Here is a 24,594-nt window from a genome sequence, read left to right as displayed (position 1 = left end):
AGTTTGATATGAAAGCTATTGTAACGGTTGTTGGTAAAGATGGAAAAGGGATTGTAGCAGGCGTGGCAGGTAAATTGGCTGAGCTAAATCTGAACATTGATGATATTTCTCAGACGGTTTTGGATGAGTATTTTACCATGATGGCGGTGGTATCATCTGAGGAGAAACAGGATTTCACGGCTTTGCGTAGCGACTTGGAGGCCTTTGGACAAACGCTGAATGTCAAAATCAATATTCAAAGCGCAGCTATTTTTGACGCCATGCACAATTTGTAAGAGGTGACCTATGGATATTAGACAAGTTCGTGAAACAATTGATATGATTGAGGAGCAGCACTTCGATATTAGGACCATTACGATGGGGATTTCCCTCTTGGATTGTATTGATTCGGATATTGAAAAAGCTGCGCAGAAAATTTATGACAAAATTACAACTAAGGCAGCGAATTTGGTAGCGGTGGGTGATGAGATTGCAGCAGAGCTGGGGATTCCCATTGTCAATAAACGTGTCTCTGTAACGCCAATTGCGCTTATCGGAGCTGCAACGAATGCGACAGATTATCTTCCGCTAGCACATGCGCTTGACCGTGCAGCAAAGACGATTGGCGTTGATTTTATCGGTGGCTTTTCAGCTTTAGTACAAAAGGGTTACCAAAAAGGGGACGAGATTCTCATCAACTCCATTCCGCAAGCCCTAGCTCAGACAGATAAGGTCTGTGCGTCTGTCAATATTGGATCAACCAAGTCGGGTATCAACATGACCGCCGTCCGTGACATGGGGCGTATTATTAAGGAAACAGCTGACGCTTCTGACATGGGGGCAGCTAAATTGGTGGTATTTGCCAATGCGGTTGAAGACAACCCTTTTATGGCGGGTGCTTTTCATGGGGTCGGCGAAGCTGATGTCGTGATCAATGTTGGGGTCTCAGGACCTGGTGTGGTAAAGCGTGCTCTGGAAAAGGTGCGTGGTGAGAGCTTTGATGTTGTGGCTGAAACGGTCAAGAAAACAGCCTTCAAGATTACTCGTATCGGTCAATTGGTCGGTCAGATGGCGAGTGAGCGCCTTGGTGTTAAGTTTGGGATCGTTGACCTCTCGCTTGCTCCAACACCAGCAGTAGGTGATTCTGTGGCGCGTGTGCTTGAAGAAATGGGCTTGGAAACTGTCGGCACACACGGGACAACAGCTGCGCTTGCGCTTCTTAATGATGCTGTTAAAAAAGGTGGCGTGATGGCATGTAACCAAGTCGGTGGACTCTCAGGTGCCTTCATTCCTGTCTCAGAAGATGAGGGAATGATTGCGGCGGTGCAGAGTGGCTCTCTTAACTTGGAAAAACTAGAAGCTATGACGGCTATCTGTTCCGTTGGTTTGGATATGATTGCCATTCCAGAGGACACGCCTTATGAGACTATTGCAGCTATGATTGCTGATGAAGCAGCTATCGGGGTCATCAATCAGAAGACAACAGCTGTTCGCATTATTCCAAAAGGCAAAGAAGGCGACATGATTGAGTTTGGAGGGCTTTTAGGAACAGCTCCGGTTATGAAGGTCAATCAGAACTCATCAGCAGATTTCATCCATCGAGGCGGACAGATTCCTGCACCAATTCATAGTTTTAAGAATTAGTTCATCAACAGATATCAGTAGAGAAATTTATAAGAATAACAAATGAAGATTGGAGAAACACTCAAAAGGGTCTTTCTCAGTCTTCTTTTTATTTTTTCAAAAAAATAGTAAAAATGTTTGACTGTTTTCCAGATGAAGTGTACAATGTCTTTAAATAGTAAAAATATTTGACTAAATAAGGAGGTTGTGATGAAAGCCGTGGTAGTTAATCGTCCAGGTAGTTCCGATGTTTTAGAGTTAGTTGAGAAAAGCATTCCAAAGGTTAGAAATGGGTGGTCCCTAATCTGTGTCAAAGGTTTTGGCATTAATCGTTCAGAAATTTTCACGAGACAAGGTCACTCTCCTAGCGTCTCCTTTCCTCGTGTGCTTGGTATAGAGTGCGTGGGAGTAATTGTTGAAACGACGGATCATAGTCGCTTGCCTGTCGGTCAGAAGGTCTTGTCAACTATGGGCGAAATGGGGCGAGCTTTTGATGGTTCTTATGCGGAGTATGTTTTAGTACCAAATGAGCAAATTTATCCAGTGGAAACCAATTTGACTTGGGAGGAATTTGCGGCTGTTCCGGAAACCTTTTTCACAGCTTATGGGTCTATGCAGCAGCTACGTTTAGAAGATGGTGATCGGATTTTGGTCCGTGGAGCCTCTTCGGGTGTCGGTGTGGCTTTTACAAAATTAGTCAAGGCGATTTTCCCTAAGTGTCAGGTTTATGGGTCTGTCCGTAATCGTCAGAAAGAAGCGCAGCTTTTAGCCGTTGGCTATGATGGCGTTATTGTCGATAAGGATGGGAAACTGGAAACGGACCTGACCTTCCATAAGGTGTTTGAGCTAGTAGGGCCAAGCAGTATCAAAGATTCCATTGCTCACATGGAGATGTATGGCATTGTTTGCAGCACGGGGCTTCTGGGAAACCAGTGGTATTTGGAAGAGTTTGACCCGACTTATGAGTTGAGAAAAAATATCTATCTGACCACTTTTTATTCTGGTAATGTTTCGGAGGAACAATGGCAGAGCTTGTTTGACGTGATTGAGCACTATCAGATTGATGTCAAGCCAGAGAAGGTGTTTAGTCTAGATGATATCAGATTGGCACATGATTATCTTGAAAGCTCACAAGCATTTGGCAAAGTCATTGTGAGAAATAAAGAACGCTAATCCCATTTATAATGGATGTGCTGTCACCAAATTGAAAGGAAATCTTATGAAAACCGATTTAGAAATGAAATCCTATGTGCGTATCATGGATGAACAAGCTGCGCTTTATGAAAACTACGCGAGAAAACATGGCATGCAAAGCAAATCCTTGCAGCTCTTGCTATGGGTGACGAATTATCCACTAGCGACTGGAAACTATGTGACTCAAAAATTGCTAGCAGAGAAAACGTACTCAACCAAGCAGGTTGTCAATGCCACTGTTAAGAGTTGGCAGAAACAAGGCTATGTCGAATTGCGAGAAAATGCCAGTGACAAACGCCATAAATTAGTCGTTCTGACTGAAAAAGGCAGAGAGTTTGCCTCAAGTGTTGTTGAGAAACTCAATCGTATTGAAAATGAAGCGGTTCAGGTATTGACAGAAGAAGAACAACAGACCCTGACAGCCCTGACTGCCAAGTATAATGCTGCTTTGAAATTAGAAATGGAGAAGGCCTATGATAAGATTTGAAGAGGTAACGAAACGCTTTGGAAGTAAGACCGTTCTGGACCATCAAACATTTGACATTGCGGATGGGGAATTCTTAGTTTTGGTTGGGCCATCAGGCTCAGGGAAAACGACCATTCTCAAGTTGCTTAATCGTCTGGTTGATTTGACTGAAGGGAAAATCATCATTGATGGCAAGCAACAAAATCAACTGGATTTACGTGAACTGCGCCTGTCTATGGGCTATGTCTTGCAACAAATTGCACTTTTTCCAAATCTGACTGTGGCTGAAAATATTGCCGTTATTCCAAAAATGAAAGGCTGGAGTAAGGACAAAATTGCAGAAAAAACACGTGATTTACTTGAAAAGGTTGGACTACCTGCGGCTGCTTACTTGAACCGTTACCCAAAAGATTTATCGGGTGGTGAACAACAAAGGGTTGGAATTGTTCGTGCGATTATTGCCGAGCCAAACTTTTTACTGATGGATGAACCTTTTTCTGCTCTGGATCCGATTAGCCGTGAACAGTTGCAGAAATTGACTAAGGCACTCCATGATGAGTTTCAGATGACGACAATATTTGTCACGCACGATGTTCGCGAAGCCTTAGAATTAGCAGATCGTATTGCCGTTCTTAATCAGGGACGTATTGTACAGTTAGCGACACCGCAAGAGCTGTTAAGCCACCCTGCTGATGCCTTTGTTCAAGAATTATTTGGAGGTGTGCTTGATGACTAATTTAATAACGACATTCCAAGATAGATTTGATGAATGGCTGCTAGCCTTGATTGAGCACTTACAAATTTCCTTGATTGCTCTTTTGATTGCTATTGTGATTTCGGTGCCACTTGCTATTTTACTGAGCAAAAATAAACGCTGGGCAGAGCTGTCCTTGCAAATGACAGGTATCTTTCAAACCATACCTTCTCTGGCCTTGCTAGGACTTTTCATTCCTTTTATGGGAATTGGGACGTTGCCTGCGGTAGTAGCGCTAGTGACTTATGCGATTTTCCCGATTATGCAAAATACCATTACCGCCCTAGATAGCATTGATCCTAGTCTGGTTGAAGCCGGTACAGCTTTTGGGATGACTAAGTGGGAACGGCTAAAAACTTTTGAAGTTCCTATCAGTCTTCCGATTATCATGTCAGGGATTCGGACGTCAGCTGTGATGATTATTGGTACGGCAACCTTGGCGTCACTCATTGGGGCTGGGGGCTTAGGTTCCTTCATCATGCTGGGAATTGACCGCAACAATTCCTCGCTCATTCTTCTTGGTGCCCTGTCTTCTGCGGTGTTGGCTGTCCTCTTTAATGCGGTTTTGAAGCTTTTGGAAAAGGCAAAGCTGAGAACCATTTTAGTTACCCTGTTGGCCATTGTGTCTGGACTCTTTGTCTCCTATGCGCCAGCCCTTTTCCCCAAAAATGAACCGACTAAGGAAACGATTACCGTTGCAGGAAAATTAGGGGCAGAGCCTGAAATCCTAATCAATATGTATAAGGAACTCATCGAGCAGGACACTGATATAAGGGTTGAGTTGAAACCAAGTTTTGGGAAAACCAGTTTTCTCTACGAGGCTCTTAAAGCTGGTCAGATTGATATCTATCCTGAATTTACAGGGACAGTGACAGGTTCTTTATTGAAAAATTCGCCCCAACTATCAAATGACCCTGAAACGGTTTTTGAAGCAGCGCGTGAAGGCATTTTAGCGCAGGACAATCTGGTCATGTTAAGGCCGATGGCTTATCAAAACACTTACGCTCTTGCAGTGACACGTGACTTTGCAGAGGAGCATGGCCTGACAAAAATTTCAGATTTGGCTAAGGTACAAGACCAATTAGTTGCAGGATTTTCATTGGAGTTTAATGACCGTGCAGATGGCTATCCTGGCTTACAAAAACTGTATGGATTAAATTTCAAGGTAAACACTATGGAGCCAAGCCTTCGCTATCAAGCTATTCAAACAGGAGATGTGAACCTTATTGACGCTTATTCAACAGATAGTCAAATCAAGCAATATGATTTAGTGGTCTTAGAAGATGACAAACAGCTCTTCCCGCCATATCAGGGAGCACCGCTTTTGAAAAAAGAGTTATTAGACAAGTATCCAGAACTGGAAAAAGTCCTAAACCGGTTAGCTGGCAAAATTTCTGAGAGCGATATGTCCGAGATGAACTACCAAGTTGATGTCAAAGGAAAACCAGCGGCGGAAGTCGCACATACTTATTTAGTGGAAAATGGATTTATTGAAAACTAGGAGAAAATGATGACAAGATACAAAGAATTATTGATTGATGACCTCACACGCGCCTACGAGCGGTTTGGAAGAGCTTTTGAAGGTGTGACTGTGGAGCAGGCTAATGCCTTTCCAGCTGCACAAATTGCTCCGCAGATTAAGTCAATGACCTGGCTACTTTGGCACACGGCAATGGTCTTGGATATTCAGATAGCAGAGTTAGCTGGTACCGAATGGCTTTATCACCAAGATTGGAAGACAAAGTTACCAGAAAACAAAAGTCAAAATCCAAGTTGGTTACATACGCTAGAAGAGGCACAAACCATCACAGTGGATAATTTTGACGATCTCTTTGCTTATTTCAAGGCAGCAAAAGAGCAAGCAGTTGCTTATATTGACAGTCTGACTGAAGACAGCCTTGATGATATTGTGGATGAGTCTTGGACACCAGCGGTAACTCGTGGGGTACGCTTGGTATCAACTTTAGATGATGTGACCATGCACTCAGGTCAGGTCTTTTATGCACGTCGCCTTTTGGGATTGACAGATTAAGGAGGAAATGATGATTGCTATTACTGGAGTGACTGGACATTTAGGAAGTCAGTTGGCACGTGGTTTATCAGAAAAAGGAATTTCAGCTAGACTTTTAGCTCGCCGACCAGAGGCTGTTGAGGTCTTACCTCACACGACCATTCACAGAGCTTATTATGATAATAGCCAAATCACTATTGATAGTCTATCTGGTGTGGATGTTCTTTTTATGGTATCAGCACGAGAGTCAGTTAATCGTGTCAAAGAACATAAAGACTTGATTGATGCCGCAAAAACGGCTGGGGTCAACCATATTATCTATACAAGTTTTTACAACGCAGCTCTTGATGCGACCTTTACCTTGGCGCGTGACCATGCCATGACTGAGGATTACATCAAACAAAATGGTTTTACCTATACCTTTTTACGTGATAATTTTTATATGGATTTCTTTGTTGATTTGGCTAATACTTACGGTGAGATAAAAGGACCCGCTGGTAAGGGAAAGGTGTCTGCTGTTGTTCGTGACGATGTTGTCAGCGTTGCGCTAGCCATTCTTCAAAATCCTGAAAAATGGGAAAATGAAACCTTGGATATGACGGGTCCTGAAGAATTGACCTTGTCAGAAATGGCAGAGCAAATTAGTAATATATGGGATAAGAAGATTTCATATGTTGAAGAAAGTGTTGACGAAGCCTACGTCTCTCGTAAAGTCTGGGAAGCAGAAGATTGGGAATACGACAGTTGGGTATCTACTTACACGGCTATTGCCAGAGGTGAACAGGCTGGAGTATCACATGATATAGAGAGGGTTTTGGGCAGAAAGGCAACAAGTCTTTCTCAGTTTCTAGAGTGAGCATAATGATGTCAAAAAAAGAAACCAATCACATAAGAATTGTCCCAGCTGGTAAATTTTTAAAACTCTTTAAAAAGGACTCCCTCTACCAGACACCGATTTTTAGAAGAAATAAAGATCGTAAAAACCTCTACTTCATCATTGTGTTTAAGTTGGATGACAAAGACAGTCTGTACGTGTTGAACCGATCAAAATTGGGCTACAGCGACAATTGGCAACGTATCAAAACCTTTACCCCATCACAACTTTACCAAGCTTTATTAGCGGTTCCTCATCGAGGGCAAATTTCGATTCAGATTTTACAGGTGCCAAGTGATCGAAAGAACCTCAAATCCTACATTACTTACTATGAACCTCAAGAGATTGATAGGCTATTGTCTGGGAAAATAGCTGACGCAGACACCTACGATCCCTTTCGAGACGCCCATTCAGCTCTTTTTCATAAAGAACATGAAGGCGATAACTTTGTTCCTAAGGAAGATTATCAAGGAATCCAAGATTTTCACCCCTTTTTAAGAGACGGTGACCAAGTCTTTTCACTGCCCTGCTTTTACCAAGATCCCGTCCGTAAAATGACCATCAAGCTCCAACTGATGGGCTGGTACTATCTAGACAAACAATTAAAAATCAGCTGGAAGCCTGATAATCAAAGTAATGCCCGCTGGCGCTCGTCCCTTCTTGCCATTGATCGAAAAACGCGCCGCTATTTCTTTCAAGGCAACATTTATCAGCAAAAAGGAACAGATCCAGTATTTCTTGAGTACCTGCAATTTGACGCTAAAGACAATATCACTGCGCAGCAAGAATTTCATCATTTAATAGAAGAAATCAAAAAACAAGAGCGACTAGCTCTGATGAAAATGAGATAGCAATACTAATAAGGCGAGACTTTTTAAAGTCCGCCTTTAGTTTTTACTTGACTTGGAGTGCACTTCAAGGTTTATAATAAGGACAAGATGAAAGGAGGCGGTCATGAATATTAAAAAGTCAGTGAAATGACGGGGATTTCCGCAGATACCATTCGTTACTACGAGAGGATTGGTTTGATTCCACCTGTAACGAGAAATACGTCAGGAATCCGTGATTTCACAGAGCATGAGGTGCAATTGTTGGAATTTGTCCGCTGCTATCGTAATGCTGGTGTGGGCGTGGAGCCTTTGATTGAGTACATTCAATTATTGAATCAAGGAGATCAGACCGTACCAGCTCGTATTGAATTGTTATCTGAGCAGTTAGAGGACATGAATCAGCGCTTAGCAGAGTTAACGCAGGCGCGTGATCGTTTGCAGTACAAGATTGACAACTACAAGAATGGTATTCTCCCTCATGAGCAAGAATTATTTGACGAATAGAGGAGTGACTAACGGCAGAAAACGAAATAGTCTACTCAAATCCGATTTTTGAACTAGGACTTGACTTGGAGTGCACTCCAAGGTGTATGATGATACTATCGAAAGAAAGGAGTAGGATAGTTGGGATGTTTTCCCTGCTATCCGAATATAGAAAAAATGAAAACTGCTATTTTTGAAAAAGCTGGCTCTATGATTATTGAAGAAGTGGCAAAGCCAACAATTCAAGCCAGTGATGATGTGATTTTAAAGATTGTTCGTGCCTGTGTCTGTGGGTCAGACCTCTGGTCTTATTCACACGGAGATGCGCGTGATAACCATACCAATAACTCTGGTCACGAAGCGCTAGCCATTGTCGAAGAAGTCGGACCAGACATTACAACGGTAAAACCTGGTGATTTTGTCATTGCTCCTTTTACACATGGTTGCGGTCACTGTGATGCCTGCCGTGCTGGATTTGACGGGACTTGTGACAATCACCCAGCCCCAACCAACTGGGGTGGCGGTTTCCAAGCTGAGTATCTCCGTTTCCACTACGGAAACTGGGCTCTCATCAAGGTTCCAGGACAGCCATCAGACTATTCTGAAGGCATGTTGAAATCCCTCCTCACCCTTGCTGACGTCATGCCAACTGGCTACCATGCTGCGCGCGTGGCACAGGTCGAAAAAGGAGACAAAGTGGTCGTTATCGGAGATGGTGCCGTTGGGCAGTGTGCGGTTATTGCGGCAAAAATGCGCGGAGCTTCTCAGATTATCATGATGAGTCGCCACGAAGACCGTCAGAAACTCGCGCTTGAGCTAGGAGCTACCGCTGTCGTAGCCGAACGTGGTGCAGAAGGGATTGCCAAGGTACGTGAAATCTTAGGCGGAGGTGCTGACGCAGCTCTTGAATGTGTCGGTACAGAAGCTGCCATCGAACAAGCCCTAGGTGTGCTTCATAATGGTGGACGAGTAGGTTATGTTGGAGTACCGCACTATAATAACCGTGCTATCGGCTCAACCTTCGCACAAAACATCTCCTTCGGTGGTGGATCAGCATCTGTAACAACCTATGTCAAAGGTGGACTTCTAAAAGCCGTCCTAGATGGAGATATCAACCCAGGTAAAGTCTTCACCAAAATCTACGACCTCGCAGATGTCAACCAAGCCTACCAAGACATGGCAGATAGGAAAACGATCAAGTCAATGCTAGTAGTCGCTGAATAAGTCAATTATTCGATGTTATAAAATGAAAGAGCCTACGACTCATAAATTTGAGTAATAGGTTCTTTTTAACACTAGCTAAATATTGGTGTAATACTCATCCAAAATCAAAATTGGCATTTTAGAACTTCTAACATCATTGATAAATCAGCAAACGAAGTGAGGTTAACAGGTTTTAGTTAGTATTATGTTCAACTTATGGTAAACTATAAGGGAGAGAATTAAATAGAAGGAGAGCGTTCAGCTATTGATGACTGAACATGGGTGATCAGCTAGGTTTTGAATGGAGATTTTAAATCTATTAGTTTACCCCACACATGTTATGACGACACGTTTATTTATTGCACGACATGGTAAGACGATGTTTAATACTATTGGAAGAGCACAGGGGTGGTCGGATACGCCTTTAACTGCAGAAGGTGAAAGAGGTATCCGTGAGCTTGGGCGTGGTTTGCGTGAGGCGCAGCTTGATTTCCAATCGGCTTATACCAGTGACTTAGGGCGCACAATCTTGACCTTGGATATTATCTTAGAAGAGATGAAGTTATCCCGCCTTCCTCATACGAGAGATAAGCGCATTCGTGAGTGGTGTTTTGGCAGTATGGATGGTGGCTTTGATGTTGATTTGTTCCATGGCATCTTACCACGTATTTTCAACCGTTCACACAAGGAGTTAAGCTATCAAGAGATGGCTGAGGGGATCTATGAGGCTGATACAGCTGGTTGGGCTGAAACGTGGGAACAGCTGAGCGGAAGAATTTTAGATGGTTTCACAAGCATTGCCAAGCAAGTTGAAGCTGGCGGTGGTGGCGATGTCCTTGTTGTCAGTCATGGAATGACGATTGGGACCTTCCTATCCTTGATTGACCCAGATTATGTGAAATCGACTTATATCGCTAACGGTAGCATTACCCAAGTCACATTTGAAGATGGGGCATTCACGATTGAGACGATCGGTGATCTCTCTTATCGTGAAAAAGGGGCAGAGCTGTTAGCTTTAAACTAATCTATTGAGATAAAAAGGTGTAGAGGTGTGTGCTTCTACACCTTTTTCTGACACTTTGTGAAGTGACCTAAAAATGACAACAGTCAATCAGTCGTAATATAATCAATCCTAGATTGGTAGCATTTTTTAATAGAAATATAGAAAGAAATTGTTGTTACGTATATTATTTCAACTAGAAGTGATGACATGATACGAGTTGAGTAAAATCGAAGCATAAAATATTCTTTTGATATTAAATTAGAAACAAGTCGCAACTGTAGCATGTTTTTTATCTGCTAGTTGACTACAGTAAAAAAACAGTTGTTATGGAAGATAATCTCATCTTTTTTCTTAAATAGACAATAGCCTCTCGTTTGTTTTTAGACACCTGTTCAGTTATAAAAACCATATTTTATACAGTTTTTGATGCAATACATAAAGATGAATATATACTATTGTTCGCTTTTTGTGTGTTTTTGAAGAGTATTTTAAAGTAAACATAGTCCTAATGTGGATTTTTTCTAATAAATAAGGAACTTTAAAGCCTAAAATGACTTAATTTTTTTCAAAAAAGAAACAAAAAACCTTGACATCGATAACAAAAAGGTGTATTATTATTTTTTTAGGATGATAATCCTAGAAAAAGAAAAAATAAGAGGTTCTCAAAATGAAAAAATTTGCATTTTTATCACTTGCAGCATTGACACTTGCAGCTGCTACACCTGTATTAGCTCAAGGACCAAACTTCCAAGGTAACTACGATGCAGCTCAAACAACTCGTAACGATGCTGCTGCTAAAGCTTTCCTTTACGAGCAACTTGATGCAGCTAAAGTTCTTGTAGTTGACGCAGAAGCTGAAGTGGCTCGTGCTCAAAAAGAATACGATGCTAAAGTTGCTGAAATCAACGTTCTTAAAGCTCAACTTGCAGACGTTCAAGCTAAAGTAGGTGCTGCTGAAACTGCACCTAAAGCTGAAGACAAAAAAGCTGAAGAAGCTCCAAAAGCTGAAACTAAAAAAGAAGCTAAAGTTGTAAAAGCTGCTAAAACTGCTACTACTTCTAAAGCTCTTCCAAAAACATCTGCAGTAAAATAATTTAAGATTATTTTCATAAAAAAAGGCTGTCTTATACGACAGCTTTTTTAGTAAAAAGATAAGGATACATGATGACAAGCAGACGACAAATGAAAAATAAAAAATTATTTCCAGTCTTATTTTCTATCTTAGCAGTTGCTCTAGTTGCTATTGGTGGTTACTTCTTCTTTAATAAAAACCAATCCTCTAACACGAATACTGGTAATTTTCCAAAAACAGAGCAAAAAGCCACTAAATCTGAATCCAAGAAGGCAACCTATACTGTTAGTGCTGAAGAAAAAGAATATCTAGCTAACCGCTTTGCTGGATTATCAGCGACTAACTCAGAAACAGTAGGTTACGTTTATGCTCCTGGAACGTTATTAGATGAACCTGTTGTTCAAACGACAGACAATGCGACCTATCTTGACAAAACCTTTGAAGGTGAGAATGTTCCCTTGTTAGGTGCTGTCTTTATGGATATGGACAATTCTAAAAATTTTGATGATGAGTTGACATGGCTATTTGGCCATGCTCGTGGAAGTAAGGTTCCTGACCATCGGATGTTCAAGGTGGTTAATTACTATGATGATCAAGCTTTTTTTGATGAACACCCTTATGTCGTTATTGAGACACCTGAGCGTAAATACTATTATGAAGCAGCCTTCTTGATTATTGTCCCTGAGACGACAGCTTTCTATAAAACAGAGTTTGCAAGCAAAGCTGAATTTAAAGAGCAATTGACAGAAGTTCAAAAGCAGTCGCATACAAGCAATAAAAATATCGTGATTAACGAAAATGATAAATACCTTGTTCTTTCGACTTGCCGTGAAGATGATGATACCATCCGTAGCAATCTTTACATGCGTCAAATTCCAGACGAAGAACTTCCAGAATTCTTGGAAAAACATGGTGATCAGTTAACTTATACACCAACTCGTTAATCTTGCTAAAACCCCATTTCCATAATTGGAAATGGGGTTTTTAGATGAGAATATGAAGACTTTTTGCTAGAGTGAATATTGGACATGTCCATCTGCCTTTCTATACTGAGTTGGGCATATCAGACGAATATGTCTTTTTCTGTTGCACGTCATTTTACAACGCGGGACCACTTTTTAATTATAATTTAGTTATATTTCCATCTTGTTTGAGAAAATGAATCATTGTTTCCTTTAATTCTTCGAAGTCTCCCTGAAATGTAGCAATTTCAATTGTTTTTTTTCAGTCCATCACTTAGTGAGAGATGGGACTGATAGCCATTCATTGCTAGAAACATATGTAAGGCAAGAACGGCAGTTCGTTTATTGGCATTGTAAAAAGGGTGTTTCTTAATCAAGTTTATCCAGATGATAGCCCCCTTGCTGTAAATATCTGGATAGAGTGTTTTTCCAAAAATCTCTTGTTTAGGCTGTTCAATAATCATCTGCAAGCTATTAGGATCAGCTATTCCAACGGGTTCTTTGGGAGAATATTTCCCAATAACCATAACATTGATTTTGATAATATCTTCAGCAGTTAGATACCTCATCTATCCACCAATTCTTTCAAGAGTTCATCGTATTGGTTCATTGCTTTTTCTAGTTCTCTGTCGAAATCAAATTTTGGCTTGGCTTTACGGATGATGACATTATTTCCTGAAGTGACAAATTCAATTTCTTCGCCAATTTCTGCTCCAAGTGTTTCTTTAATTTTATTTGGAATTGTGATGACAGTGCTGTTTCCTGTTTTTCTTAAAATAACATTCATGATTCCACCTCGTTTTTTGTATATACATTATAAAATGAATATACAAAAAAGTAAAGTAAATACATGGTTCTTTCAATTACATTATCACTTTCGAATGATATAAATGTTAAGTATGTTAGTGTTTTACTTGACACTTAGACTAACCTTTGGTATCTCTAAACATAGAAAAAGAGGTTGGGACATAAAATATCTCAACCTTCTATTTTTAATGGCATTAACATTAACAGATTGACGCAGTGGTTGATTGGAAGTCCTAACTGGACACTTTTTCATTTTCAAGTGTCCACCTAAAATAGTCCACTGGACTATTTTGCTACCACGCAATCGTTAGCGGCCATCCTATACGAATGTGATGAACTTCGTTCATCTTATTTCCAACCTCCAAAGGTCTCCCAGACCTTTGGGGCTGTGCGGATGTGGGAGTGAAACTGTCCAGTGGACAGTTTCAGCCTAAGCTAAGAAACCAGAGAGTGAGATCTAGGCTTGCCAAGAAGGAATGGAACTCTGTAGGAGGTCGCTTCCGCCCCACACCACATTAGGAGAAGTGTTAACAAAAATACTAAATAAAAACTAATTGACTTTAAAAAGTAATTTTTGATTTTTGTTAAGGATAAAAATATTCCTAAATATTAAGATAACTGATTGGCGCAACAGGCAGTATGATAGCTGTTTAATGGCTTAATCAAAATGATACTAGGTCTCTAGACCGATTTTTAGCACTCTTGTAAAAAGAGTGCTAATTTTGTTGACAAGGGCATAAAAAAGAGTATAATAGAATCATGAGTTAGCACTCAGATATAAAGAGTGCTAAGATGAAAGAAGGTGACGTCTCTCATGATAACTGAACGTCAGAATGACATTTTGAATTTGATTGTTCAGATGTTTACACAGACGCGTGAGCCGGTTGGCTCAAAAGCCTTACAGGATTTGATTGCTTCGAGTTCTGCCACGATTCGAAACGACATGGCAAAGCTTGAGAAATTAGGTTTCTTGGAGAAAGCTCATACGTCAAGTGGGCGTCTGCCTAGTCGAGCTGGCTTTCAATATTTTGTGACGCATTCGCTGAATCTAGATAGCATTGATGAGCAGGATGTCTATGAGGTGATAAAGGCTTTTGATTTTGAAGCGTTTAAACTGGATGACATTCTCGGTGCGGCGAGCAACCTATTGTCGGAAATGACAGGTTATACAGCGATTGTTCAGGATGTTGAGCCGACTCGTCAGAGGCTAACAGGCTTTGACATCGTTCAATTGTCGAGCCACGATGCGCTGGCGGTACTAACCCTTGATGAGTCTAAACCTGTGACGGTGCAGTTTGCGATTCCTAAAAATTTCTTGACCAGTGATTTAGTCACTCTTAAAGCGTTGATCGATGAGCGTTTTTTGGGAAAAGCGGTGCTAGACATCCATTATAAGCTGAGGACGGAAATTCCTCAGGTGGTTCAAAAGTATTTTAAAACCATCGATAATGTCTTACCACTTTTTGATTACATTTTTAGTCATCTCTTTAAGGAAACGGTTTTTGTTGCTGGAAAAATAGCTGCGCTAACGTATGCTAATCTAGCCATCTATCAGTTCCTAGATAATGAACAAAGGGTCGCACTAGAATTACGCTCTGCCATTTCCCAAGAGCAAATGACCAAAGTGCAAGTCGCAGAGAGCAAGGAGCCTGCGCTATCGGAGTTGACGGTGATTAGCCATCAATTTCTTATTCCTTACCGGGGGATGGCGCTGATGAGCTTGATTGGTCCTGTCGAGATGGATTATCGTAGGATAGTGAGTCTCATCAATATTATCAGCCGCGTGATGGTTGCTAAGTTGACCGATTACTATCGCTATCTCAATAGTAACCACTATGAAGTGCATTAGAGATGAAAGCATTTATTAAGAAGTTAAGGAGGCACCTTGTGTCAGAAGAAGTAAAAAACGAAGAACTTCAGGAAGAAGCTGTCGAAACCGCTGAGGAAGTGGTGGAAGAGACAACAGAAGTTCCTGAAAAATCAGAATTAGAATTGGCTAATGAGCGTGCTGAGGATTTTGAAAATAAATACCTCCGTGCGCATGCCGAAATGCAAAACATTCAGCGCCGAGCTAATGAAGAGCGTCAACAATTGCAACGCTATCGCTCACAAGACTTGGCTAAAAAAATCTTGCCAAGTTTGGATAATTTAGAGCGTGCCCTAGCTGTTGAAGGTCTGACAGACGATGTCAAAAAAGGCCTTGAAATGACGCGTGATAGCCTTATCCAAGCGCTGAAAGAAGAAGGGGTTGAAGAAGTTGCTTTAGAAACCTTTGACCACAATCTTCACATGGCTGTTCAAACCCTGCCAGCAGATGACGAACACCCAGCGGACACTATCGCTGAAGTCTTCCAAAAAGGCTACAAACTTCACGAACGCCTACTGAGACCAGCTATGGTGGTGGTGTACAACTAGTCACTAATGATGGCCATTAAAATGGCTCATCATTAGACGGCAACCGTTATGGCGGATTGCCTAGACTCCTTACTAGCTCGATAACAAAATGATATCGATTTTGTTATCTCACGTCGCAACTATCCAATAGTAACGGCATCGAAATAAAATAATCTCGTCCGAAATGACGGTAAACTATGACAATAAGAAATAAAATTGCTATCTCGGACGCGTCAGCAATGAAGCGAACGAAGTGAGCAAAGTACGATATTTTCCGCTCGTGGTGAGAGTAACAGTTGCGTCAGTAACCGTTATGAGGAAATTCTTGAGACCATAGGCTCAAGAATTAAGGATGGAACTCCGTAGGAGGTCGCTCCTGTCCCCACAACTTAAGGAAAATATTAAAAGAAAACATTAACATAAAAGAGGAAAATGAAAGGAATTGAACCCGAACGGAAAGCTCGGAATTTAGATAAATCGCCTTGTGTGCAAGCAGACTGCGTTGATTTCCTAAAATTCTAATCGCTTTCTCGGCGTTCTTGGTATCTTATATTATGTCTAAAATTATTGGTATTGACTTAGGTACAACAAACTCAGCAGTAGCAGTTCTTGAAGGAACTGAATCAAAAATCATCGCAAACCCAGAAGGTAACCGTACAACACCTTCAGTAGTGTCATTCAAAAACGGTGAAATCATTGTTGGTGATGCGGCTAAACGTCAAGCGGTAACAAACCCAGATACCGTTATCTCAATCAAATCAAAAATGGGAACTTCTGAAAAAGTTTCTGCTAACGGTAAAGAATACACTCCACAAGAAATTTCAGCAATGATTCTTCAATACCTTAAAGGTTACGCAGAAGATTACCTTGGTGAAAAAGTAACAAAAGCAGTTATCACTGTTCCAGCTTACTTTAACGATGCGCAACGTCAAGCAACGAAAGACGCTGGTAAAATTGCAGGTCTTGAAGTAGAGCGTATTGTCAACGAACCAACTGCAGCAGCTCTTGCTTACGGTATGGACAAAACGGACAAAGATGAAAAAATCTTGGTATTCGACCTTGGTGGTGGTACATTCGACGTTTCAATCCTTGAATTAGGTGATGGTGTCTTCGATGTATTGGCTACTGCTGGTGATAATAAACTTGGTGGTGACGACTTTGACCAAAAAATCATTGATTTCTTGGTAGAAGAATTCAAGAAAGAAAACGGTATTGACTTGTCAGCTGACAAGATGGCGCTTCAACGTTTGAAAGATGCTGCTGAAAAAGCGAAAAAAGACCTTTCAGGTGTGACTCAAACACAAATCAGCTTGCCATTCATCACTGCTGGCGCTGCTGGTCCTCTTCACTTAGAAATGAGCTTGTCTCGTGCGAAATTTGATGATTTGACTCGTGATCTTGTTGAGCGTACAAAAGTTCCAGTTCGTCAAGCTTTGTCAGATGCAGGTTTGAGCTTGTCAGAAATCGACGAAGTTATCCTTGTTGGTGGTTCAACTCGTATTCCAGCCGTTGTAGAAGCTGTTAAAGCTGAAACTGGTAAAGAACCAAACAAATCAGTTAATCCTGATGAAGTTGTTGCTATGGGTGCTGCTATCCAAGGTGGTGTAATCACTGGTGATGTTAAAGACGTTGTCCTTCTTGACGTAACACCATTGTCGCTTGGTATCGAAACAATGGGTGGTGTCTTTACAAAACTTATTGACCGTAACACAACTATCCCAACATCTAAATCACAAGTCTTCTCAACTGCAGCAGACAACCAACCAGCCGTTGATATCCACGTTCTTCAAGGTGAGCGCCCAATGGCAGCAGACAACAAGACGCTTGGACGTTTCCAATTGACAGACATTCCTGCGGCTCCTCGTGGTATTCCACAAATTGAAGTGACATTTGACATCGACAAAAACGGTATCGTATCTGTTAAAGCAAAAGATCTTGGAACACAAAAAGAACAACATATTGTGATTAAATCAAATGATGGTCTTTCTGAGGAAGAAATCGAACGCATGATGAAAGATGCAGAAGCTAACGCTGAAGCAGATGCAAAACGTAAAGAAGAAGTTGACCTTCGTAATGAAGTTGACCAAGCTATCTTTGCAACTGAGAAAACGATCAAAGAAACAGAAGGCAAAGGCTTCGACGCAGAACGTGATGCCGCTCAAGCAGCTCTTGACGAATTGAAAGCAGCGCAAGAAGCAAACAACCTTGACGACATGAAAGCGAAACTTGAAGCGCTTAATGAAAAAGCACAAGCTCTTGCAGTGAAAATGTACGAACAAGCTGCCGCAGCACAACAAGCAGCGGGTGGTGCAGAAGGTGCACAATCAACTGACAACGCAGGTGACGATGTCGTTGATGGAGAGTTTACTGAAAAATAAGATGTGAGAGCGTAAAAAGAACGACAGAAAAATAGGAGATTGACAACGGGTGCTTGCACCCTAGGAAATCTATCTTTTTTCCGAAGTTCTTAGCTCGAACTCAGTTTAGCTGGCTTTACCCACTTGGTGAAAACTAGAAACGAGTGAGAGAATATTCTTTCGACGTAACACAAAAACAATCACAGAGGTTGAATCCCAGCCTCTGTTTTTGGGTAAAAGCGATAATGTTAAAGCGGTCGAAGACCGTCTAATCGGATAAATCCGTCGTAGCGAAAGCGTCAAATCATCTCTACCCTAAAAATTCAAGAGGCTGGGATAGTTTTGCCAAAAAGGAATGGAATTCCGAAGAAGGTCGCTTACGCCCCACGCGACTTAAGGTCTTGTCCAAAAATGAAACCTTTATAGAAAGGAAATGAACCCGGGCTACGGACTGTGCAAAAAAGATAGATTTTTCTAGGATGCAAGCATCCGTTGTCAAATCTCCTATTTTTGCAGTGTCCGCTTAACGCCCTTGGTATCTTAATTATGAACAATACGGAATATTACGATCGTCTTGGCGTTTCTAAAAACGCTTCGCAAGACGAAATTAAAAAAGCTTATCGTAAGATGTCTAAAAAGTACCATCCAGATATTAACAAGGAGGCTGGTGCTGAGCAGAAATATAAGGATGTTCAAGAAGCTTACGAGACATTAGGTGATGAACAAAAACGTGCGGCTTACGACCAATATGGTCCTGCGGGGGCCAATGGTGGCTTCGGCGGCGGTGGTTTTGAAGGCTTTGGAGGTGCTGGTGGTTTCGGTGGCTTTGAAGATATCTTCTCATCATTTTTCGGAGGAGGCGGAGGGATGCGTAATCCTAATGCCCCTCGTCAAGGTGATGACCGTCACTACCGTGTTGACTTGACGTTTGAAGAAGCCATCTTTGGAACGGAAAAAGAAGTCAGCTACCAACGTGAGTCAGAGTGTAACACCTGTGGTGGTAATGGCTGCAAACCAGGTACAAGTCCTGTAACTTGTGGTCGTTGTCATGGTCAAGGGGTTATCAATGTGGATACGCAAACGCAACTTGGTATGATGCGTCGTCAAGTGACTTGTGACGTCTGTCATGGTCGTGGAAAAGAAATCAAAGATCCGTGTCAAACTTGTCGTGGAACAGGTCACGAAAAACGTGCTCATAAAGTCTCTGTTAAAATTCCAGCAGGTGTTGAAACAAGCCAACAAATTCGTTTAACAGGACAAGGAGAAGCTGGTTTCAACGGCGGTCCTTACGGAGACCTCTATGTCATTATAAACGTCAAACCAAGCGACAAATTTAAACGTGACGGCACAACGATTTACTACAGTCTTGATTTGAACTTTGTTCAAGCAGCGCTAGGAGATACTGTGGAAGTGCCTACCGTTCATGGCGATGTGGAAATGACCATCCCAGCGGGAACGCAAACTGGAAAAACCTTCCGATTGAAAGGTAAGGGAGCACCAAGATTGCGTGGTGGCGCTCAAGGAGACCAACATGTGACAGTCAACGTTGTGACACCAACAAAACTCAATGACGCTCAAAAAGAAGCTCTTAAAGCCTTTGCGGCAGCAAGTGGCATGAAAACAGTTCAGCCAAAGAAAAAAGGTTTCTTTGACAAGGTAAAAGACGCTTGGGAAGAAATATAGATATATTTATGCAGAGGATTGTTCCTCTGTTTTTTAATTTTATACTAGAAAATTTGTGGTGGAAAACGTCGGTATTATATTTCTGAAATTGCTATTTTTGTATGTTTTTCAAACAACATTAGAATTTATACAGGTGTCTGTATAGTATTTTGTCAGAAGTGATTGAAATATTTGATAAAATATGTGAGAATATTTACAAAGCAGTTTTAGGACAATATAGGGAGAGGTATTATGGCAGTTTCAAAAATATTAAAATCTATTGAAATTTTTCGTGAAGAGAATAATATTGAGTTGGCAACTAAGAATTTTTTAGAGAGAGTCTATAAAGATACAGGAATCACAAATGAACAGATTAATGTTCTTGTTGATGATGAAGCTTTAGAAAATTTTGTAGATCTAAAAGTGATAAAAGATGATATTTTAAAGAGTAAACAAGTTAAGGAAAATTTAGCAACAGAATTTTCATCAGAAAAAATTGATTTTGAAGAGTATAAGATAGCTTTTATGAAATCTTACTATCTTAAAATTTCCAAGTTTTTTAATGAGTTAATTTTAGTTGTTTTAAGTTTGATAATTCCGACAATTGTTCAATTGTATTTCATTGATAAAGTTTCTGTGCTTAGTGCAGTTTGGTTGACAATTCCTATTACCATCTTTAGTTTAATTAGAGAAAGTAATATCATGGACTTTTTGGCTTTGAAAAATAGCTATAAAGGGATTGTAATCAAGGACTACTTTAAAAATGTATTTAGAGGAAATTCTAAAAATAAACTTTTTAATATTTTATTATTACCTTTTTATTTGATAAAATGGCTTCTTTCATTTTTGCATTCTTTCATTTTTCAGTACAAGTTTCAATTATTGTTCTATGTGGCACTAATTGTTCTTTTGACAGTGGGCTATCAACAGGTTACTGAAATTTTTGGATTTAATAGAAATAAAGAGAGTAAAGTGGTATCAACATCTTTATCAGCTACTAAATTAGAAAGCAAACAAATTAAGAAGAAAGAAAAAACTTTAGTTGTAAAACCTTTATTAGATGAAGAAGTTGTTGAAAATGAAGTCAATCAAGTTGTTTACTTTCCGGGAGAAGGACAAGATACAGTAACAGAACAGGCAAAGGAAAAAGAATATTCTTATATTGCGCCTAATACAGGTATATATTATTTTGAACTTTTAGATATAAAGCAGGGAAGTTATTTAGATGTTGATTTACTAGATGAGTCAGGTAAACAAATTGCACAACTTGACATGCAGGGAAAAGGAGTAGAGTTAGAAGCTGGAAAAACGTATAAAATAAAAGTTGCTCGAAGTGGATCTGATTTATCATATCGTTTGAAAGTAACTGTTGCTAAGAAAATATTAGATATATCAAAAGGTACGACTGTGAAAGACTCTATTGTTTTTCCTGGGCAAGCAAATATTTATTCTTATACTGTTGCAAGAAATGGGAGTTATCACTTCGAATTATCAGATGTTGTTGCAGGTTCAAGTTTTGAGGTTTATGTCCTAGATGGTTTAGGTAATAAATTAGATAGAGTAGGGTATGAAGGTTTCACTTTTGAACTAAAAGAGCATGAAACGTATACATTAGGAGTGCGTCATTATTCAAGTTATGAGTTGAGTAACTATACCTTAAATATTGGAGTTCAAAAACCTATCGAGAAAGTAGATGATTATACTAAAGTTAAAGACAGTATTGAATTTATAGATCAAGTGAATCACTATACCTTTAAAGCGCCAGAAAAAGGAATTTATGGATTTGGAATTACTGATAAAATGGCAGACACTGACCTATCTGTAGTCATTTCAAATAAACTAAAAGAAGAGTTAGGAAAAATATCTTCTTATCAATCCTCTACAACGGTTGCTTTGGAAAAAGATGAAGAATATGTGATTTCAGTGCATCAAGAAAAAGGTTTGACTAATTATATCCTTAAAATAGGTTATGCCAAACCTGAACGCGATATTTTGCAAGAAACAACGTTAACAGATGAAATGAGTTTTTCAAAAGAGGTACACAACTATAGATTCATTCCATCCGCTACGAGCAGTTATTCCATTTCTTTGACAAATGATGTTGCTGATATTGCTGTACTTGATGAGTATGATAATCCAATTAGTGGGAACTATAGAAACGAATTTGAACTCAATAAAGGGAAAAAATATACAATCCAACTGATTCAAAATGGAGATTTAGGAAAATATGAAATTAACATTAACAAAATGAAGGAATAGATGAGAGTTATCTCAAGGGTGTGACAAAAGGAATAAAAATTCGTTGAGGACATTTTTGGTCTCGCCATATCATATAAAGTTAAATTAAAGGGTAGAACAATAAATCTGAAAGATATGATAGTAAAAGGTTATATCGCTATAACCCATCAGCAAGAAGAAATTCTTGCTGATTTTTTCATTTCATGATAGGCTACAAGAAAGGAGAATAAGCGATGACATGGAAAGATGCGACAGAACAAGCAAGTGCGATTAAGTCTGGAAAAATATCTGCAAAGGAATTAGTTCTTGAAACAATTGAGAAAATTGAAAAACTCAATCCAGAGTTGAATGCCGTCGTTTCAACACAATTTGATGAGGCTTTGGAAAAAGCGACTGCGCTGACAGATACCAAAGTGCCATTTGCAGGTGTACCAATATTACTTAAGGATTTAGGGCAAAATCAAGTAGGACAATTATCAACATCAGGTTCAAGGTTATTTGCCCACTACCGTGCTAGTCATGATGATTACTATACTAAGAAAATTCAAGAACTAGGTTTTATTGTCCTAGGTCGTACTAATACCCCTGAATTTGGCTTTAAAAACATTTCAGATAGTCAGCTTCATGGTTCGGTTAACCTTCCTAAGGATTATACGCGTAATGCTGGTGGCTCGTCTGGTGGTGCGGCAGCAGCTATTGCTTCTGGGATGGTTCAAATAGCTGGAGCTTCTGACGGGGGTGGTTCTATCCGTATCCCAGCAAGCTTTAATGGTTTGATTGGATTGAAGCCTACACGTGGGCGTCTGCCTGTGGGACCTTCCTCCTACCGAGGCTGGCAAGGAGCCTCTAGCCACTTTGCCCTCACCAAGTCTGTCCGTGATACCAGAGCCCTTCTTTATGGCATGCAGACTTGCCAGCTAGAGAGTCCTTTTCCTCTCCCTATGCTTTCTCAGGCATCTCTTTTTGGAAAAATAGCAGAGCCCTTGACGATTGCTTACTGTTTGGAATCACCAATTGGGACATCAGTTTCTAAGGAAGCTCAACAAGCGGTACTAGAAGCAGTAGATACTCTTAAACAACTGGGACACAAAGTTGTTCAGCTAGATAGTCTTCCTGTAGATGGTATTGAAGTCATGAAATCTTATTACCTCATGAACGGTGTGGAAACCGCACAAATGTTTGATGAGATTGAACAATCTTTTAAAAGACCAATGACCATTGATGACATGGAATTGATGACTTGGGCGATTTACCAAAGTGGGCAAACCATTCCAGCCAAACGTTATTCAAAAGTCTTACAGGATTGGGATAGGTATAGTGCCGTCATGTCTGATTTTCATCAAACATATGATCTTTTATTAACCCCAACGGTAGCAGACGTGGCGCCAAAACATGGACAATTTACGCTTTCCAAAACTTTGCAAGAAAACCTCAGACAAATGGATACTTTTTCAATGCTTGACCAGCAAGATTTGATTTGGCAAATGTTTGAACACAGCTTAGCTTGGACACCTTTTACCCAGTTGCAGAATCTGACGGGGCAACCAGCTATTTCCCTGCCAACATTTGAGAGAGAAGATGGCTTACCAATAGGTGTGCAATTAGCAGCAGCCAAGGGGCGTGAAGACCTACTCTTAACCCTTGCCGCACAGCTTGAAGAAAATCATTTTCTGAAAATGTAAACGCCTCATTTTCAGGTTAAAATAGTTGTCTTGTCAAAGTGATTGTGATAAAGTTAGGGAGTTGGTCGCCAAAGACCAGCTAAGAATAGGAGAATCATAAATGTTTAAAAAGTTGTTGACCTCAGCAGCCTTGCTTTCTGCCCTTGTATTGACGGCGTGCTCATCTAATGGTGAAAAAGCTGAACAAACACAATGGGATAAAATCAAAGAAGCTGGTGTCCTTAAAGTTGCAACTCCAGGGACGCTTTTCCCAACATCATATCATGACGACAGTGAAAAACTTGTTGGTTATGAAATTGACATGATGAATGAAATTGGTAAACGTCTCGATCTTGAGATTGAATACCAAGAAATCGGTGTTGCGGAAGCTTTGACATCAGTAGACTCAGGAAAAGTTGATGTGTCGGTCAACAACCTTACCCCAACAGCAGAGCGTCGTGAAAAATACAACCTTTCAGAGGCTTACAAATACTCTGTGAGCGGGATGATTGTCCGTGAAGATGGCTCATCAAACATCACAGCAGAAGACCTTTCAGACTGGAAAGGGAAAAAAGCTGGTGGTGGCGCTGGAACGACCTTTATGAAAATTGCTGAAAAACAAGGCGCAGAACCAGTGATTTACGATAACGTGACCAATGACGTGTACCTTCGTGATGTGTCTACAGGTCGTACAGACTTTATTCCAAACGACTACTACACACAAGTCATCGCAGTAAAAGTGATTACGGAAAAATTCCCAGATATCAAAGTTAAAATGGGAAATGTTAAGTATAATCCTAACGAATCTGTAATCGTCATGAGCAAAAAAGATGACAGTCTAAAAAAAGAACTTGATAAGGTCATCACAGAAATGAAAGAAGACGGCACGCTTAAGAAAATCTCTGAAACGCATTATGCTGGTCAAGATTTGACAAAACCTGCCGAAGATGCCGACAAATTACCAGTAGTCAATATTGACTAAGGTTTTCTACATTTGACTTGTTTGTAATAACCACTAAAG

At 40.4% G+C, this 24,594-nt stretch carries 22 protein-coding genes and 1 pseudogene; 21 read left to right on the top strand and 2 right to left on the bottom strand.

Features of this window, described 5'->3' with window-relative positions; genetic code table 11:
* Nucleotides 1–8: 8 nt before the first annotated feature.
* The 14 genes from EAF07_RS06775 to srtB all read left to right on the top strand — a co-directional run bounded on the left by EAF07_RS06775 (nucleotide 9) and on the right by srtB (nucleotide 12,436).
* Nucleotides 9–275, top strand: coding sequence for an ACT domain-containing protein (locus EAF07_RS06775; RefSeq protein WP_121835837.1), 267 nt, complete (start codon nucleotides 9–11; stop codon nucleotides 273–275).
* 10 nt (nucleotides 276–285) lie between these two features.
* The gene (locus tag EAF07_RS06770) at nucleotides 286–1,623 is read left to right on the top strand and encodes a PFL family protein (RefSeq protein ID WP_121835836.1); all 1,338 of its coding nucleotides are present in this window, start codon (nucleotides 286–288) and stop codon (nucleotides 1,621–1,623) included.
* A 189-nt stretch (nucleotides 1,624–1,812) separates the two neighbouring features.
* Entirely contained in the window at nucleotides 1,813–2,775 is a 963-nt protein-coding gene (locus EAF07_RS06765; protein WP_121835835.1) for an alcohol dehydrogenase catalytic domain-containing protein, read from the top strand.
* Nucleotides 2,776–2,821: 46 nt separating this feature from the next.
* Nucleotides 2,822–3,283, top strand: a complete 462-nt coding sequence (locus EAF07_RS06760; RefSeq protein WP_121835834.1) for a MarR family winged helix-turn-helix transcriptional regulator — start codon at nucleotides 2,822–2,824, stop codon at nucleotides 3,281–3,283.
* On the top strand, nucleotides 3,270–3,998 hold the full coding sequence (locus EAF07_RS06755; protein ID WP_121835833.1) for an ABC transporter ATP-binding protein: 729 nt from the start codon (nucleotides 3,270–3,272) through the stop codon (nucleotides 3,996–3,998). Before EAF07_RS06760 ends, EAF07_RS06755 begins: the two co-directional genes overlap by 14 nt.
* Nucleotides 3,991–5,517 (top strand): ABC transporter permease/substrate-binding protein, encoded by a 1,527-nt coding sequence (locus tag EAF07_RS06750; protein ID WP_121835832.1) that lies wholly within the window; start codon nucleotides 3,991–3,993, stop codon nucleotides 5,515–5,517. Before EAF07_RS06755 ends, EAF07_RS06750 begins: the two co-directional genes overlap by 8 nt.
* A 9-nt stretch (nucleotides 5,518–5,526) precedes the next feature.
* Complete coding sequence (locus EAF07_RS06745; RefSeq protein WP_121835831.1) at nucleotides 5,527–6,048, top strand: DinB family protein; 522 nt, start codon at nucleotides 5,527–5,529, stop codon at nucleotides 6,046–6,048.
* A gap of 10 nt (nucleotides 6,049–6,058) precedes the next feature.
* On the top strand, nucleotides 6,059–6,883 hold the full coding sequence (locus EAF07_RS06740) for an SDR family oxidoreductase (RefSeq protein ID WP_121835830.1): 825 nt from the start codon (nucleotides 6,059–6,061) through the stop codon (nucleotides 6,881–6,883).
* A gap of 8 nt (nucleotides 6,884–6,891) precedes the next feature.
* Nucleotides 6,892–7,752, top strand: a complete 861-nt coding sequence (locus EAF07_RS06735; RefSeq protein WP_121835829.1) for a hypothetical protein — start codon at nucleotides 6,892–6,894, stop codon at nucleotides 7,750–7,752.
* A gap of 126 nt (nucleotides 7,753–7,878) precedes the next feature.
* Nucleotides 7,879–8,235, top strand: a complete 357-nt coding sequence (locus EAF07_RS06730; RefSeq protein WP_121835828.1) for a MerR family transcriptional regulator — start codon at nucleotides 7,879–7,881, stop codon at nucleotides 8,233–8,235.
* A gap of 156 nt (nucleotides 8,236–8,391) precedes the next feature.
* Nucleotides 8,392–9,438, top strand: a complete 1,047-nt coding sequence (locus tag EAF07_RS06725) for a zinc-binding dehydrogenase (RefSeq protein ID WP_121835827.1) — start codon at nucleotides 8,392–8,394, stop codon at nucleotides 9,436–9,438.
* Between the two features lie 319 nt (nucleotides 9,439–9,757).
* Entirely contained in the window at nucleotides 9,758–10,441 is a 684-nt protein-coding gene (locus EAF07_RS06720) for a histidine phosphatase family protein (RefSeq protein ID WP_425452096.1), read from the top strand.
* A 646-nt stretch (nucleotides 10,442–11,087) separates the two neighbouring features.
* The gene (locus tag EAF07_RS06715; protein ID WP_121835825.1) at nucleotides 11,088–11,513 is read left to right on the top strand and encodes a hypothetical protein; all 426 of its coding nucleotides are present in this window, start codon (nucleotides 11,088–11,090) and stop codon (nucleotides 11,511–11,513) included.
* Between the two features lie 89 nt (nucleotides 11,514–11,602).
* Nucleotides 11,603–12,436, top strand: a complete 834-nt coding sequence (gene srtB, locus EAF07_RS06710; RefSeq protein ID WP_245962709.1) for a class B sortase, LPKTxAVK-specific — start codon at nucleotides 11,603–11,605, stop codon at nucleotides 12,434–12,436.
* A 178-nt stretch (nucleotides 12,437–12,614) separates the two neighbouring features.
* Here srtB and EAF07_RS06705 read toward each other — a convergent pair.
* Nucleotides 12,615–13,023 (bottom strand): annotated as a pseudogene (locus tag EAF07_RS06705) (type II toxin-antitoxin system death-on-curing family toxin).
* Nucleotides 13,020–13,241 (bottom strand): AbrB/MazE/SpoVT family DNA-binding domain-containing protein, encoded by a 222-nt coding sequence (locus tag EAF07_RS06700; RefSeq protein ID WP_121835823.1) that lies wholly within the window; start codon nucleotides 13,239–13,241, stop codon nucleotides 13,020–13,022. The pseudogene EAF07_RS06705 and the gene EAF07_RS06700 overlap by 4 nt, the downstream one beginning before the upstream one ends.
* 834 nt (nucleotides 13,242–14,075) lie before the next feature.
* On the opposite strand from EAF07_RS06700, the gene hrcA reads away from it, so the two are divergent.
* The 7 genes from hrcA (at nucleotide 14,076) to EAF07_RS06665 (ending at nucleotide 24,555) form a co-directional block, all read left to right on the top strand.
* Nucleotides 14,076–15,110: a heat-inducible transcriptional repressor HrcA gene (gene hrcA, locus EAF07_RS06695; protein WP_121835822.1), complete on the top strand. Its 1,035-nt coding sequence runs from the start codon at nucleotides 14,076–14,078 to the stop codon at nucleotides 15,108–15,110.
* Between the two features lie 2 nt (nucleotides 15,111–15,112).
* Nucleotides 15,113–15,676 carry a nucleotide exchange factor GrpE gene (grpE, locus tag EAF07_RS06690; protein WP_121835821.1) on the top strand — a complete coding sequence of 188 codons (564 nt, stop codon included), beginning with the start codon at nucleotides 15,113–15,115 and terminating at the stop codon, nucleotides 15,674–15,676.
* A gap of 533 nt (nucleotides 15,677–16,209) precedes the next feature.
* Nucleotides 16,210–18,033: a molecular chaperone DnaK gene (dnaK, locus tag EAF07_RS06685; RefSeq protein ID WP_121835820.1), complete on the top strand. Its 1,824-nt coding sequence runs from the start codon at nucleotides 16,210–16,212 to the stop codon at nucleotides 18,031–18,033.
* A gap of 525 nt (nucleotides 18,034–18,558) precedes the next feature.
* On the top strand, nucleotides 18,559–19,695 hold the full coding sequence (gene dnaJ, locus EAF07_RS06680) for a molecular chaperone DnaJ (protein WP_121835819.1): 1,137 nt from the start codon (nucleotides 18,559–18,561) through the stop codon (nucleotides 19,693–19,695).
* Nucleotides 19,696–19,926: 231 nt separating this feature from the next.
* Nucleotides 19,927–21,933 carry a hypothetical protein gene (locus tag EAF07_RS06675; RefSeq protein WP_121835818.1) on the top strand — a complete coding sequence of 669 codons (2,007 nt, stop codon included), beginning with the start codon at nucleotides 19,927–19,929 and terminating at the stop codon, nucleotides 21,931–21,933.
* Nucleotides 21,934–22,145: 212 nt separating this feature from the next.
* Nucleotides 22,146–23,594: an amidase gene (locus EAF07_RS06670; RefSeq protein WP_121835817.1), complete on the top strand. Its 1,449-nt coding sequence runs from the start codon at nucleotides 22,146–22,148 to the stop codon at nucleotides 23,592–23,594.
* Between the two features lie 100 nt (nucleotides 23,595–23,694).
* Complete coding sequence (locus tag EAF07_RS06665) at nucleotides 23,695–24,555, top strand: transporter substrate-binding domain-containing protein (protein ID WP_121835816.1); 861 nt, start codon at nucleotides 23,695–23,697, stop codon at nucleotides 24,553–24,555.
* Nucleotides 24,556–24,594: the final 39 nt, after the last annotated feature.

This window comes from Streptococcus hillyeri (assembly GCF_003686955.1).
Taxonomy (GTDB): domain Bacteria; phylum Bacillota; class Bacilli; order Lactobacillales; family Streptococcaceae; genus Streptococcus; species Streptococcus hillyeri.
Note: the sequence above shows the minus strand (reverse complement) of the source record. Positions and strands in the feature narration are given on the sequence as shown.

Bases quoted from the DNA above. Each gene is read 5' to 3' on its own strand.
- EAF07_RS06755 (WP_121835833.1), top strand. From the start codon at position 3,270: ATGATAAGATTTGAAGAGGTAACGAAACGCTTTGGAAGTAAGACCGTT.
- EAF07_RS06735 (WP_121835829.1), top strand. From the start codon at position 6,892: ATGTCAAAAAAAGAAACCAATCACATAAGAATTGTCCCAGCTGGTAAA.
- EAF07_RS06745 (WP_121835831.1), top strand. From the start codon at position 5,527: ATGACAAGATACAAAGAATTATTGATTGATGACCTCACACGCGCCTAC.
- dnaK (WP_121835820.1), top strand. From the start codon at position 16,210: ATGTCTAAAATTATTGGTATTGACTTAGGTACAACAAACTCAGCAGTA.
- grpE (WP_121835821.1), top strand. From the start codon at position 15,113: ATGAAAGCATTTATTAAGAAGTTAAGGAGGCACCTTGTGTCAGAAGAA.
- dnaJ (WP_121835819.1), top strand. From the start codon at position 18,559: ATGAACAATACGGAATATTACGATCGTCTTGGCGTTTCTAAAAACGCT.
- EAF07_RS06675 (WP_121835818.1), top strand. From the start codon at position 19,927: ATGGCAGTTTCAAAAATATTAAAATCTATTGAAATTTTTCGTGAAGAG.
- srtB (WP_245962709.1), top strand. From the start codon at position 11,603: ATGAAAAATAAAAAATTATTTCCAGTCTTATTTTCTATCTTAGCAGTT.
- EAF07_RS06700 (WP_121835823.1), bottom strand. From the start codon at position 13,241: ATGAATGTTATTTTAAGAAAAACAGGAAACAGCACTGTCATCACAATT.
- EAF07_RS06750 (WP_121835832.1), top strand. From the start codon at position 3,991: ATGACTAATTTAATAACGACATTCCAAGATAGATTTGATGAATGGCTG.
- EAF07_RS06670 (WP_121835817.1), top strand. From the start codon at position 22,146: ATGACATGGAAAGATGCGACAGAACAAGCAAGTGCGATTAAGTCTGGA.
- EAF07_RS06765 (WP_121835835.1), top strand. From the start codon at position 1,813: ATGAAAGCCGTGGTAGTTAATCGTCCAGGTAGTTCCGATGTTTTAGAG.
- hrcA (WP_121835822.1), top strand. From the start codon at position 14,076: ATGATAACTGAACGTCAGAATGACATTTTGAATTTGATTGTTCAGATG.
- EAF07_RS06740 (WP_121835830.1), top strand. From the start codon at position 6,059: ATGATTGCTATTACTGGAGTGACTGGACATTTAGGAAGTCAGTTGGCA.
- EAF07_RS06770 (WP_121835836.1), top strand. From the start codon at position 286: ATGGATATTAGACAAGTTCGTGAAACAATTGATATGATTGAGGAGCAG.
- EAF07_RS06760 (WP_121835834.1), top strand. From the start codon at position 2,822: ATGAAAACCGATTTAGAAATGAAATCCTATGTGCGTATCATGGATGAA.
- EAF07_RS06665 (WP_121835816.1), top strand. From the start codon at position 23,695: ATGTTTAAAAAGTTGTTGACCTCAGCAGCCTTGCTTTCTGCCCTTGTA.
- EAF07_RS06725 (WP_121835827.1), top strand. From the start codon at position 8,392: ATGAAAACTGCTATTTTTGAAAAAGCTGGCTCTATGATTATTGAAGAA.
- EAF07_RS06775 (WP_121835837.1), top strand. From the start codon at position 9: ATGAAAGCTATTGTAACGGTTGTTGGTAAAGATGGAAAAGGGATTGTA.
- EAF07_RS06720 (WP_425452096.1), top strand. From the start codon at position 9,758: ATGACGACACGTTTATTTATTGCACGACATGGTAAGACGATGTTTAAT.
- EAF07_RS06715 (WP_121835825.1), top strand. From the start codon at position 11,088: ATGAAAAAATTTGCATTTTTATCACTTGCAGCATTGACACTTGCAGCT.
- EAF07_RS06730 (WP_121835828.1), top strand. From the start codon at position 7,879: ATGACGGGGATTTCCGCAGATACCATTCGTTACTACGAGAGGATTGGT.